We start from the raw sequence: 12,875 nt of genomic DNA on the forward strand, positions 1-12,875 counted from the left end.
CTGAAGCTTTCAAGCTTCAGGAGCCGCACCGTTACGCTGCCGTAACGAAATCCGCAATGCTTTTCTCATCCATCCGATAACGAACCCATTCACCCTGTGGCTTCGCACCAATGCTTTTATAGAAATCGATCGCAGGCTGGTTCCAGTCCAGCACGCTCCATTCCAGCCGTCCGCACTGCCTTTCCTGCGCAAGACGCGCAACTTGTTTCAGCAGCGCTTTGCCCGCTCCCGCCTGACGATACGCCTGCGCGATGTAGAGATCTTCCAGATAGATGCCGTATTTCCCCAGCCAGGTTGAGTAGCTCATGAAGAAAATCGCATAACCGGCAGGCTTACCACCAATCTCGCAAATCAGCGTTTCAGCCGTCGCCCCCTCGCCAAATAACGAGCGCTCAATATCCTCAAGCGAAGCCAGCACTTCGTGGCGCGCTTTCTCATACACGGCAAGTTCGATGATTAAATCCAGAATCACGCTCGCATCTGATTTCTGCGCGGGGCGGATAACTATGTTCATAAATTCTGGTTCCATAAGGGCTGAGTTCATAAAGTCTCTCTTCTCCGGTGCTAATTTTTCCAGTGCTAACAATAACCAAGACTTGCCATGCTACCGGATTAAAAATACTGTATGAACTGTATTTTCTACAGTGACTAATCCTATCGCGTGAAGATTTACAGCCACCGCAGCAATAACTGCTCGGAAGCCAGCCAGTGGATTAAAAACCTGTTACACAGCCTGATTCATCCCTCCGCGCACTAGCGCGATAGGCTTCCTCTCCATGTGACAAAATCCATCTCCCCGTCCCCACTATTTCCCCTATCTCGGGCTCAGCAAGCCACCCATCGACAGCCACTTTCTCAATAAATAACCCTACAAGATAACTTGTCATACAAATAAAAAAGAAAAAAGACCACGTTAATTAATTGATATAAAATGGAAATAACTCCACATAGTTTCTGATTCACGCCACTTTTATTATCATTTTTTTGTGACCTGTCTAACACATACCAAGAAACGTAACCTTCTTAATAAAATCCGCAATAGTTAATCCCCAGCAAGGGGATAACAATAGCCGCGAGCCTGGCAAGAAGTTCCTCAATCATCATCTGGAGTTTCCAATGACCAACAATAATAAGCTGAGCGTTGCGGAGAAAATCGGCTTTGGCATGGGCGATGCCGCCTGTGGCATCGTCTATTCTTCCGTAACCATGTTTCTTACCTACTTTTATACGGATATCTATGGCATCTCCGCAGCCGCAGTGGGGGTGATGTTTCTGGTTACTCGCGTGCTGGACGCCATCGTCGACCCACTGATTGGCCTGATTGCAGACCGGACCAAAACCCGCTGGGGACATTTTCGCCCGTGGCTGGTCTGGTTTGCCGTTCCCTACGCCGTGATTGCCGTGTTGGCCTACACCACACCAGAGCTGAATGGCACCGGAAAACTGGTTTATGCCTACATCACTTACACGTTGCTGATGCTGTTCTATACCTTTATCAACATTCCCTACTGCTCACTCGGCGGAGTGATCACCAGTGATGAAAAGGACAGAATTTCCGCGCAGTCCTACCGTTTTACCATCTCCTCAATGGCCGGGTTATTGGTGTCGGTCGGCACGCTGTGGCTGGTTGACTGGATTGGCGGCACGAACAAGCAATTGGGCTATCAGGGCACGATGATGATCATGGGCAGCCTAGCTGTCGTGATGCTGTTTTTCTGTTTTTTCACTACAAACGAACGCATCAATCCTGCGGTAGATAAAAATCAGAACGTCTGGGACGATGTCAGAAATCTGCTAAGCAACGATCAGTGGCGCATCGTAGCCATCATTACTTTCTTTTCCAGCATGGCTGGCGTCATGCGCGGTGCGGCAACGCTTTATTATGCAACCTACCTGATGGTGGGGCCGGAGCAAGACAGTGCCGCCGGAACGGCAATGAAATCCGCATTTATTACTACCAGCGTTGTCGGCACCATTATTGGTGCAATGATGGCGGGTTACTTTGGCAAGCGATTCAGCAGCATAAGTCTTTTTAAAAACATCAACCTGCTGCTGGTGTTTGTCGGCGCCATCCTGTTTATGGTGCCGCCACAGTGGCTGGCTGTTGTTTTCCCGCTCTACTTTTTGATCGGTTTTTTCCACCAGATGTACCAACCTTTCAAATGGAACATGATGGCAAATGCCGCCGATTACGGTGAGTGGAAAACAGGCCGCCGGATTACCGGCCTGTCATTCTCTGGCAACCTGTTTGCGCTGAAGCTGGGTATGGCAATTGCGGGAGCTATCGTCGGCTTTTCACTCGGCTGGTTCGGCTATGTCGCGGGTTCACCGACACAAACGCCACTTGCCACCGCTGGTATTATCGGCCTGCTGAGCATCGGCCCCTCACTTTCCTACCTGGTACTTTATTGGCTGGTACGTTTTTACAAACTGGACGATAAGACGATGGCAACCATTCAGGCCGATCTGGCGAAACGTCACAGCACGGCTGACCGCACAGCAGAAAGTGAACTTCCTGTCGATCAAGGTCTGACGCCAAAAGGCGCAGCCTGATCGCGATACCGGCGGGCAATACGTTGCCCGTTCTTTATTATCAGGATAATAACATGAGCACAGCACATTCTCCCTGGAACCCAGATTTGGGTAACGGACGTTATAAAAATCCGATTTTATGCGCCGATTATTCCGATCCTGACATCGTGCGTGTCGGCGACGACTTTTACATGGTGTCGTCCAGCTTTAACCACATGCCAGCGTTACCAATCCTGCATTCTCAGGATCTGGTGAACTGGACGCTAATCAACCACGTATTGAGCCGATTCGATCTGCCAGGATATGAACAATTTCAGCCGGGTAAAGGCATCTGGGCACCCAGTATTCGCTATCATTCGGGAAAATTCTGGGTGTTCTTCAGTACGCCTGATGAAGGGATCTTTATGTCACAGACTGACGATCCCAGAGGCGAATGGAGTGCACCGCATTGCCTGAAGCAGGCTAAAGGCTGGATCGATCCCTGCCCGTTCTGGGATGACGATGGCACAGCCTGGTTAATACACGCTTTTGCCTTCAGCCGCAGTGGTAAGAAACACCTGCTGCAACTGTGCAGAATGGCAGAAGATGGCCGATCCTTACTTGATGAAGGCAGAATCGTTGTCGATGGCCGAGCGACGCAGCCAACCATCGAAGGGCCGAAGATGTATAAGCGCCATGGCTGGTATTACATTTTTGCACCAGCGGGTGGCGTTCCTACCGGCTGGCAAACCGTACTACGCACGCGTTCACTGAATGAGCCATGGCAAAGCAGAATCGTCCTGCATCAGGGGACTACATCGGTTAATGGCCCACATCAGGGCGGGTGGGTCGAGTTAGATAACGGTGAAAGCTGGTTCGTACATTTTCAGGATCGTCATGCTTATGGCCGCGTCGTCCATCTACAGCCAATGTGCTGGCAGGATGACTGGCCGCTGATCGGCGAACAACATAATTCGCAGGGGCTGGGGCAACCGGTGCAGGAAGCAGCTAAACCTCGTGTTAATACTCCTGTTGTCATACAGTCCCCCTCAACCTCCGACGATTTCTCATCGGCCACGCTGGGGCGGCAATGGCAGTGGCAAGCTAACCCAGACTCACGCTGGCTAACGCTCACTCAGCCGGGGCTCCAGCTATTCTGCCAGCCCATGCCTACTCGCGCGGGCGAACCGTCATGGTATGACGTACCTAATTTGCTGATGCAAAAATTTCCGGCAGAGGAATTCGAGGTGACCGTACACCTGACGCCGGTTTTTGAGCAGATAGGCGATCGCTGCGGCCTGATTATTTATGGCGAGCGCTTCGCTTTCCTCGGCGTTGAGAAAAGCGCGAAAGGTCTTGAATTAGTAACCGGATTCGGCTGGATGAGTGATGCACAGCAATTGGAGCAACACCAGAAGTCTCTGGCTGTGTTGTCCGAGCAGCAAAACATCACCCTGCGCGTCACCGTGCGGCAGAATGCCATTTGCCAGTTCGCTTGGCTAGGCGATGACGGGGAATATTGTATGCTTGACGATTGCTTCGCCGCTGGCCCTGGCAAGTGGGTGGGCGCTAAAGTGGGGTTGTACGCACTGACAACAGCATCAGGAAATAGCAGGAGTCACGTTCAGGTTAAAGACGTGAAAGTCACCGCTATCGATCAATAGTCCGCTAGCGGCTATAGGAAAGCCACGACTCGGGCTGGCTGCGTGATCTTCGGTACCGTTCTGGTTCTGGTATTACACACCGAGCGCATCAGCAGCCTGCTCGCTTTCCGCTTTAGAAAAGTGTGCGTAGGTAAGTGCATCGAGCAGCGCTGCGCGATCGATCGTCGGATAGATCTCTGGACTCTGCAAAAGCTGGGCGATTTCCTGAACGGTTAGCTGGGGATAGATGGCGTGTGATGCAACGGCAATATCGCGAGCGGCGTAACACAACTTGCGTAAAATTACCGCAATCTGCTGATGGGTGATCGCCTCCTGATACACGGTATAAAGCACATCAGCAATTAATGTCGACGTCAAAACCGAAATACGGGACACATCACCCGCTCTTCCACCCAATGCCTGAAGGATGTGTTCGACGGCCTGTTCTGGCGTTTTTCCCTGCGCCTGTTGTGAAGCCAGTACGGAAACCAGTTTATTTTTTATTTCATCATTTGCCATCGTTCGGTTCCTTCATACATTCATTGATTACAGATACTATTTTAGTATAAGCACGCTACCTGTCATGGCAGTAATGAGCAAATAAAATCATACGGCGATACCCTTCAATAGGTACAAAAAGACATCAATCCGCTCCGAAGTGTATAATAACATCCGTCTTTAAGAAACGCGGCTTTCCCTCACCATGAGTAGTGTGAGGCATGGTGGGGATAAAACACAGTTTGATACAACTCCGCGTACATCGTTCCACCCTCTTTTTTCCTAAAATGCGATAATCCTCCGATAAAAATCGTATCTTCGTTTATGCCCAGTCATTTTCATCGCCTCAAAAGACCATGTAAAATGAAAGGCTTAGTGAGCAAGAAGGCTATAAGTCATGATCACCACCGACGGTAATAATGCAGTCGCCTCTGTGGCGTGGCGAACCAATGAAGTCATCGCCATCTACCCGATTACGCCCAGTTCCAGCATGGCTGAACACGCAGCCGCCTGGTCGAGCGATGGCGGGCTGAATATATGGGGAGATACGCCCCGCGTTGTTGAAATGCAATCAGAAGGCGGCGCGATCGCTACCGTCCACGGCGCATTGCAGACGGGTACGCTCGCCACCACGTTTACCTCATCGCAGGGTCTGCTGCTGATGATCCCCACGCTGTATAAGCTGGCCGGTGAGCTAACTCCATTCGTCCTACACGTCGCTGCCCGTACGGTTGCGACGCATGCGCTTTCTATCTTCTGCGATCATTCGGACGTCATGGCCGTGCGTCAGACAGGTTGTGCCATGCTGTGCGCCAGCAATGTGCAGGAAGCGCAGGACTTCGCGCTGATTTCGCAAATCGCCAGCCCGAACAGCCGTCTGCCGTTTATCCATTTCTTCGACGGTTTCCGTACCTCACACGAAATCAATAAGATTGAGCCGCTGAGCGATGACGTGATCCGCCAGCTTCTGCCACAGAAATCCATTGATGCACACCGTGAGCGAGCGCTCACACCGGAACGCCCGGTGATTCGAGGTACCGCGTCTAACCCGGATACCTTCTTCCAGGCGCGCGAAGCAACCAACCGCTGGTATGACGCGGCTTATGAGCACGTTGAACAGGCGATGAACGATTTCGCTGCCGCGACAGGACGCCAGTACCAGCCGTTTGAATACTACGGCCACCCGGAAGCGACCAAGATCGTCGTCCTGATGGGTTCCGGCGTCGGCACCTGCGAAGAAGTGATCGATACGCTGCTGACGCGCGGCGAGAAAGTCGGCGTGGTGAAAATCCGCCTGTATCGTCCGTTCTCTGCCAAGCATCTGCTGGCCGTCATTCCGCAAACGGCGAAGAGCATCGCGGTGCTGGACCGCACGAAAGAGCCGGGTGCGCTGGCAGAACCGCTGTATCTCGATGTGATGACCGCGCTGGCCGAGGCGTTCTCCGCAGGTGAGCGTTCACTTATGCCACGCGTGATTGGTGGTCGTTACGGACTGTCTTCCAAAGAATTTACCCCGCAGTGCATACAGGCGATCTTTAATGAGTTAGCACTTACCAACCCACGACCGCGCTTCACTGTCGGGATTTATGACGATGTCACCAACCTGTCTCTGCCACTGCCGGAACAACATTTTCCCAGCAGCGCGTCACTCGAAGCTCTGTTCTACGGTCTGGGCAGTGACGGCACCGTTTCTGCGACCAAGAACGCCATCAAAATCGTTGGTGAGACCACGCCGATGTTTGTGCAGGGCTACTTTGTCTATGACTCGAAAAAGGCCGGTAGCCTGACCGTTTCCCACATGCGTGTGGGCCCGCACCCGATCAATTCAGCCTACCTGATCGATCAAGCCGATTTCGTCGCCTGCCATCAATGGCAGTTTATCGACAAGTACAGCATGGTCGAACGGCTGAAGCCCGGCGGCGTTTTCCTGATCAACTCGCCGTATAGCAGCGACGATCTGTGGCACCGTTTGCCACAGGAAGTGCAGGCAGGACTGAATCAGCGCAATGCCCGCGTGTACTGCATCAATGCAGCCAAGATTGCCCGCGAGTGTCATCTGGGCGCGCGTATTAATACCGTCATGCAGATGGCGTTCTTCCACCTGTCACAGATTCTGCCGGCCGATGTGGCGGTAGAAAAACTGCGTACCGCCATTGCCAAGAGCTACGGCAGTAAAGGTCAGGAGCTGGTTGAGCGTAACTGGCAGGCGCTGAGCGCCACGCTGGAAGCGTTGGCAGAAGTGCCGCTGGAAGCCGTCAACCCAGACAGCCCGCAGTGGCCTCCTGTGGTTTCCGACGCCGCACCCGATTTCGTCAAGACCGTCACGGCCGCGATGCTGGCTGGGCTGGGTGATACGCTGCCCGTTTCTGCCCTGCCGCCCGATGGCACCTGGCCGACTGGCACCACCAAGTGGGAAAAACGCAATATCGCGGAAGAGATTCCGCTGTGGCAGCCGCAGCTTTGTACGCAGTGTAACCACTGCGTTGCCGCCTGCCCGCACTCGGCTATCCGCGCCAAAGTTGTTCAGCCAGACGCAATGGAAAACGCACCAGCCTCACTGCAATCGCTGGATGTAAAAGCGCGCGACATGCGCGGTCAGAAATACGTGTTGCAGGTCGCTCCGGAAGACTGTACCGGTTGTAACCTATGCGTGGAAGTCTGCCCGGCTAAAGACCGTCAGAACCCAGAAATCAAAGCCATCAATATGGAATCCCGTCTGGATAATCTGACGGCGGAAAAAGAGAACTTCGATTTCTTCCTGCAATTACCGGAAATCGACAAATCCACGCTGGAACGTATCGATATCCGTACTTCTCAGTTGATTTCGCCGCTGTTTGAATACTCCGGTGCCTGCTCCGGCTGTGGCGAAACACCGTACATCAAGCTGCTGACACAGCTCTATGGCGATCGTCTGCTGGTCGCGAATGCGACAGGTTGTTCGTCTATTTATGGCGGTAACCTGCCCACCACGCCGTGGACGACGGATGCCAACGGTCGCGGTCCGGCCTGGGCTAACTCGCTGTTCGAGGATAACGCCGAATTCGGTCTGGGCTTCCGCCTGAGCGTCGATCAACACCGTCAGCGTGCCGTGCGCCTGCTCAACAAGCTGGCACCGCAATTGCCGCCAGATCTGGTTAACGCGTTGCAGGAAGAGTCCATCGCCCCCGATCTGCGCCGTCAGCAGATTGAACAGCTGCGTGGGTTGCTAGCAGCTATCAATGATAACGACGCCACCGTGCTAGCGAGCGAAGCCGACCACTTTGTCGATAAATCCATCTGGCTTATCGGCGGGGACGGCTGGGCGTACGATATCGGCTACGGCGGGCTGGATCACGTCATGAGCCTGAGCGAAAACGTCAACGTGCTGGTACTGGATACCCAATGTTATTCCAACACCGGTGGACAGCAGTCCAAGGCGACACCGCTGGGCGCCGTCACCAAATTTGGCGAGAAAGGCAAACGCAAAGCGCGTAAAGATCTCGGTATCAACGTCATGATGTACGGCCACGTGTATGTCGCGCAGATCTCACTGGGCGCACAGCTGAACCAGACGGTGAAAGCGATTCAGGAAGCCGAAGCCTGGCCGGGTCCATCGCTGATTATCGCGTACAGCCCGTGTGAAGAACACGGCTACGATCTGGCATTCAGCCACGATCAGATGCGTCAATTGACGGCAACGGGTTTCTGGCCGCTCTACCGCTTCGACCCACGTCGCGCAGAAGAAGGGAAAGCCGCGCTGGTCACCGATTCTCGTCCGCCATCAAGCAGCCTGAGTGAAACGCTGATGAAAGAGCAACGCTTCCGCCGCCTGAATAGCATGATGCCGGAAGAAACCGCACAGCTCTATGAAGAAGCGGAGCTGGATCTGCGTCGCCGCTTTGACTTCCTGACGATGATGGCAGGCAAGGCAGAGAAAAACCCGCAGGAATAATCGTTCCGCTCCAAACCGGCTTCGGCCGGTTTTTTATGGCGTGCCATCCCTGGCCGCCACCCTTACGGGCCGTTGCGTTTTCCCCTATCCAAACGAGGTTGAATACCGAAGAATCCAACGCGGATAGTCCAGTTTGTCAGGCATGGTAAAGAGGGGCTGACAAGACGCAAGTTACCTTATACTTTATGAGATTATTCGCTCGTTACGGTGTCAAACCGCTCTCAACGTCGCAGAGGACGAAACATGAAAGGAAAGTTCGCACCATCGCAGATTGCATTGCACTGGCTGGTTTTTCTGTTGCTCGTTGTGACTTATGCCACCATCGAGCTACGCGGATTTGCTGAACGCGGTTCGCTGCTGCGCACCGTGATGATGGTGACGCACTTTAGCTGCGGCGTAGCCATACTGGTTCTCATGCTGGCTCGCCTGTTCTTGCGCCATCGGCATACCTCGCCAGCCATTACGCCAGCGCCATCTCGTTGGCAAAGTGCGCTGGGCTCACTTACCCACGCCGTTATTTACCTGCTGTTTATCACGCTGCCGATACTGGGCGTTGCCTCGCGCTATTACAGCGGTCGGGACTGGATGCTTTTTGGTATCAGCATGCCAACAGCCGCGACACCAAATTTTGACCTGGCTGAAACGCTGATCGGCTGGCATGAAACGCTGGCACCGCTAGGGTACTGGCTCATTGCCCTGCATACCGCAGCCGCCCTGTTCCACCACTATGTTATGAAAGACAACACGCTGCTGCGCATGATGCCAGCCAAGCGCGATTAATCGGGCCACGAAGGAGCAAGCATGAAAGTCGCACTGGGACAATTCGCCGTTGACCGAGAATGGCAGCAAAACGCCACGACCATCACTGAGTTCATGTCGGCAGCACAGCAAAACGGTGCCGACCTGCTGGTACTGCCTGAAGGCGTGCTGGCTCGCGATATCACCAATCCAAACATGGTGCTCACTGCTGCTCAACCGCTTGATGGCCCGTTTGTGTCGCAACTGCTGGAAGCCAGCAAAGGCAACAACCTGACGACCATGCTGTGTGTGCATATCCCGAATGGCGAAGGGAAAGTCTGGAACACGCTGCTGGCGCTGCGCAACGGCGAGATCGTTGCTCAGTACCGGAAGCTGCACTTGTATGATGCGTTTTCCGTACAGGAATCGGAGAATGTGCTGGCAGGCGAAGACATTCCACCGCTGTTGACCATCGCTGGGTTTAACGTCGGGCTGATGACCTGCTATGACATCCGCTTCCCTGAGCTTGCACGCCGTCTGGTACTGGACGGCGCAGACGTACTCGTTCTTCCTTCGGCCTGGATTAAGGGGCCGCTGAAAGAAGCGCATTGGGAATTATTGGTGCGCGCCAGAGCACTGGAAAACACGACCTATCTTGTCGCCGTTGGCGAGTGCGGCGTCAAGAATATCGGCAACAGCATGGTGGTCGATCCTTTAGGTGTTGTCGTGGTTCAGGCACCGGAAACACCGGCTCTCATCTATGCCGACATTGACCCAGAACGACTGACGTATGCCCGTCGGATTCTTCCGGTACTGGCTAATCGCCGCTTTCAAAAGCCCACGTTAGACGGGGAAAATTGAGTCGCACCTCACCCTAAGGGGTTTTCTTTCTCATTCGGGCGCCAAAAAGTGTGATTAGTTACACATGTTGTTTCCCTCAGAGACCATTCTGCACATATAATGCGCATCCGGTCGTCATGGCGACCCTAGCAGACCAGCCTCCTGATTCGGGGGGTGCATTTACCACTCAAATAAAGAAACGAAAATGAGTATTCGCGCGATCTTTACTTTAGTTCTTGCAGCCGCCGCATTCAGCCAGGCCGCTTTTGCCGTTGTTTATCCTCTGCCTGCGGCTAACAGCCGACTGATAGGCGAGAATATCGAAATCACTGTACCGGAAGATAGCACACAGCCGTTGGAACATTTTGCAGCACAGTTCCAAATGGGTCTGAGCAACATGATGGAAGCCAACCCAGATGCGGACGTTTACCTGCCGATTCCCGGCAGCAAAATGGTTATTCCTCATCAGTTGATTCTGCCAGATGCACCGCGTGAAGGCATTGTCATCAACAGCGCAGAAATGCGTCTGTACTACTACCCGAAAGGCTCCAAGACCGTAGTCGTGCTGCCAATCGGCATTGGTGAGTTAGGTAAAGATACACCGATTAACTGGACGACCTCCGTTCAGCGCAAGAAAGCGGGCCCAACCTGGACACCAACCGCGAAGATGCACGCAGAATATGCGGCACGCGGTGAAACCCTGCAAAAAGTTTTCCCGGCGGGCCCAGATAACCCAATGGGGCTGTACGCGCTGTACATCGGTAACCTGTACGCGATCCACGGCACCAACGCCAACTTCGGTATTGGTCTGCGCGTAAGCCACGGCTGCGTCCGTCTGCGCGCCGATGATATCAAGTATCTATTCAACAACGTTCCGGTCGGAACTCGCGTTCAGTTCATCAATGAGCCAGTGAAAGCCACCGTTGAGCCAGATGGTTCACGCTATGTTGAAGTTCACAATCCGCTGTCTCGCACGGTAGAAGAATTCCATTCTGATTCTCCGGCACCGATCAGCATGACGCCAAAAGTGAGCAAAGTTCTGGCCGACGCGAGCGTGAACACCAGCGAAGTCGATCAGGCAATCCAGAGACGTTCTGGTATGCCGACCAAAATCAATGGTCTGATAGAACAAGCCACGCCAGCTATTCCGGTTGAATCTGTTGCGGCACCTGTTGCACCAGAAGCACAGCCGCAAGACAGCCTCAATGCCGTGCAAAATGCCGCACCTGTTGAAGCACAGACGACGACCGCAGCCGACGCTAACCGTTCGTAATTGTCTATGATGCGTTGGAAACCCATTCAGGTTTCCAACGCGTTTCTCTACTATCCCTACCGTTTACTTTTTCTGTGAGGCTTCCAGCGCCTGCGCCACATCCGCGATGATGTCGTCAATGTGCTCAATGCCGACCGAAATTCTGACCAGATCCTCACTCACTCCCGCTTTCGCTAACTCTTCCGCATTCAACTGCCGATGCGTGGTACTTGCCGGATGGCACGCAAGCGATTTGGCATCGCCAATATTCACCAGTCGTAAAATCATCTTCAGCGCATCAATAAAATGCCCCCCAGATGCTTTCCCGCCTTTAATGCCAAAGCTGATAATCCCAGACGCCTTACCCGAGGTAATTTTGTCGCAGTTTGCTTTGTAAGGGCTATCTGGCAACGCGCCATAGTTGACCCAGGTAACCAACGGATGCTGATTCAGATAGCCAGCCAACGCTTCAGCATTGCTGCAATGGCGTTCGATGCGCAGGCTGAGCGTTTCCAGCCCCTGCAACAGCAAGAACGTGCTGTGAGGAGAAAGCGCCGCACCGGTATTGCGTAGCGGCACCACGCGGCAACGCCCAATATAGGCCGCCGGGCCGAAAGCGTCGGTATACACCACGCCGTGGTAAGAAGGATCGGGCTCATTCAGTAACGGGAAACGCGCTTTGTTCGCAACCCAGTCAAACTTGCCGGAATCGATAATCGCCCCGCCGATGGTGGTGCCATGACCGCCGATATATTTGGTCAGTGAATGGACGACGATATCTGCGCCGTGCTCAAAAGGTCGGCACAGCACGGGCGTCGCCACCGTGTTATCAACAATCACCGGAACGCCGTGGCGATGCGCAATCTCCGCGATTTTGGCAATATCGACGATATTTCCCGCCGGATTCCCGATAGATTCACAAAAAACAGCGCGAGTGCGCTCATCAATCAGCGATTCCAGCGTCGTAAAATCATCGAAAGAGGCCATCCTCACCTCAACCCCTTGACGCGGCAGGGTGTGGGCAAACAGGTTATAGGTGCCGCCATACAGCTGGCTGGTGCTGACAATATTGTCTCCAACCTGCGTGAGCGCCTGAAGCGAATAAGTAATCGCCGCCATACCGGATGAAAGCACCAGCGCACCGATGCCGCCCTCAATGGCCGCCAGCCGCTGTTCCAGCACCGCATTCGTCGGGTTCATAATACGGCTATAGATATTGCCCGCCACCTTCAGATCAAACAGATCTGCACCGTGCTGCGTGTCGTCAAATGTGTAAGAGGTCGTCTGGTAAATCGGCACGGCGGCGGACTTCGTTGTCGCTTCAGATTCATAACCATGATGTAGCGCGAGGGATTCAAGTTTCATCTTACGGACCTTTTTGTTGATCGTTGGAGTGAGGAAAATATCCAGACAAAATAGCAGACAGCGATCGGGAAAAGCACTTGATGATGTAGAAGAAATG

9 protein-coding genes are annotated in these 12,875 nt (G+C 53.5%); 6 read left to right on the forward strand and 3 right to left on the reverse strand.

Going from position 1 to position 12,875, the window contains the following annotated elements; genetic code table 11:
* Window positions 1-31 precede the first annotated feature (31 nt).
* Window positions 32-514: a GNAT family N-acetyltransferase gene (locus JFY74_17590; protein ID QQG27863.1), complete on the reverse strand. Its 483-nt coding sequence runs from the start codon at window positions 512-514 to the stop codon at window positions 32-34.
* Window positions 515-1,116: 602 nt separating this feature from the next.
* Between JFY74_17590 and JFY74_17595 the strand changes: the two genes are divergently transcribed.
* Both JFY74_17595 and JFY74_17600 read left to right on the forward strand, forming a co-directional pair.
* Window positions 1,117-2,553 (forward strand): MFS transporter, encoded by a 1,437-nt coding sequence (locus JFY74_17595; protein ID QQG27864.1) that lies wholly within the window; start codon window positions 1,117-1,119, stop codon window positions 2,551-2,553.
* Window positions 2,554-2,606: 53 nt separating this feature from the next.
* Window positions 2,607-4,175: a glycoside hydrolase 43 family protein gene (locus JFY74_17600; GenBank protein QQG27865.1), complete on the forward strand. Its 1,569-nt coding sequence runs from the start codon at window positions 2,607-2,609 to the stop codon at window positions 4,173-4,175.
* A gap of 72 nt (window positions 4,176-4,247) precedes the next feature.
* Here the strand turns inward: JFY74_17600 and JFY74_17605 are convergent, their stop codons facing one another.
* Complete coding sequence (locus JFY74_17605) at window positions 4,248-4,673, reverse strand: hypothetical protein (GenBank protein QQG27866.1); 426 nt, start codon at window positions 4,671-4,673, stop codon at window positions 4,248-4,250.
* A 376-nt stretch (window positions 4,674-5,049) separates the two neighbouring features.
* Here JFY74_17605 and nifJ point away from each other — a divergent pair, with 376 nt between their 5' ends.
* The 4 genes from nifJ (at window position 5,050) to JFY74_17625 (ending at window position 11,434) form a co-directional block, all read left to right on the forward strand.
* A complete protein-coding gene (nifJ, locus tag JFY74_17610; protein QQG27867.1) occupies window positions 5,050-8,583 on the forward strand; it encodes a pyruvate:ferredoxin (flavodoxin) oxidoreductase in 3,534 nt (1,177 codons plus the stop codon).
* A gap of 243 nt (window positions 8,584-8,826) precedes the next feature.
* Window positions 8,827-9,363 carry a cytochrome b561 gene (gene cybB / locus JFY74_17615; protein ID QQG27868.1) on the forward strand — a complete coding sequence of 179 codons (537 nt, stop codon included), beginning with the start codon at window positions 8,827-8,829 and terminating at the stop codon, window positions 9,361-9,363.
* A gap of 21 nt (window positions 9,364-9,384) precedes the next feature.
* Window positions 9,385-10,182 carry a deaminated glutathione amidase gene (locus JFY74_17620; protein QQG27869.1) on the forward strand — a complete coding sequence of 266 codons (798 nt, stop codon included), beginning with the start codon at window positions 9,385-9,387 and terminating at the stop codon, window positions 10,180-10,182.
* Window positions 10,183-10,366: 184 nt separating this feature from the next.
* Window positions 10,367-11,434 (forward strand): L,D-transpeptidase family protein, encoded by a 1,068-nt coding sequence (locus JFY74_17625; protein QQG27870.1) that lies wholly within the window; start codon window positions 10,367-10,369, stop codon window positions 11,432-11,434.
* A 63-nt stretch (window positions 11,435-11,497) separates the two neighbouring features.
* Here JFY74_17625 and JFY74_17630 read toward each other — a convergent pair whose 3' ends face one another.
* A complete protein-coding gene (locus JFY74_17630; protein ID QQG27871.1) occupies window positions 11,498-12,778 on the reverse strand; it encodes an aminotransferase class I/II-fold pyridoxal phosphate-dependent enzyme in 1,281 nt (426 codons plus the stop codon).
* Window positions 12,779-12,875: the final 97 nt, after the last annotated feature.

The organism is Pectobacterium carotovorum (assembly GCA_016415585.1).
GTDB classification, from domain to species: Bacteria; Pseudomonadota; Gammaproteobacteria; order Enterobacterales; family Enterobacteriaceae; genus Pectobacterium; species Pectobacterium carotovorum_K.

Excerpts from the sequence above, each read along its gene's own strand:
- JFY74_17590 (QQG27863.1), bottom strand. The coding sequence starts at position 514 with ATGAACATAGTTATCCGCCCCGCGCAGAAATCAGATGCGAGCGTGATT.
- JFY74_17595 (QQG27864.1), top strand. The coding sequence starts at position 1,117 with ATGACCAACAATAATAAGCTGAGCGTTGCGGAGAAAATCGGCTTTGGC.
- JFY74_17600 (QQG27865.1), top strand. The coding sequence starts at position 2,607 with ATGAGCACAGCACATTCTCCCTGGAACCCAGATTTGGGTAACGGACGT.
- JFY74_17605 (QQG27866.1), bottom strand. The coding sequence starts at position 4,673 with ATGGCAAATGATGAAATAAAAAATAAACTGGTTTCCGTACTGGCTTCA.
- nifJ (QQG27867.1), top strand. The coding sequence starts at position 5,050 with ATGATCACCACCGACGGTAATAATGCAGTCGCCTCTGTGGCGTGGCGA.
- cybB (QQG27868.1), top strand. The coding sequence starts at position 8,827 with ATGAAAGGAAAGTTCGCACCATCGCAGATTGCATTGCACTGGCTGGTT.
- JFY74_17620 (QQG27869.1), top strand. The coding sequence starts at position 9,385 with ATGAAAGTCGCACTGGGACAATTCGCCGTTGACCGAGAATGGCAGCAA.
- JFY74_17625 (QQG27870.1), top strand. The coding sequence starts at position 10,367 with ATGAGTATTCGCGCGATCTTTACTTTAGTTCTTGCAGCCGCCGCATTC.
- JFY74_17630 (QQG27871.1), bottom strand. The coding sequence starts at position 12,778 with ATGAAACTTGAATCCCTCGCGCTACATCATGGTTATGAATCTGAAGCG.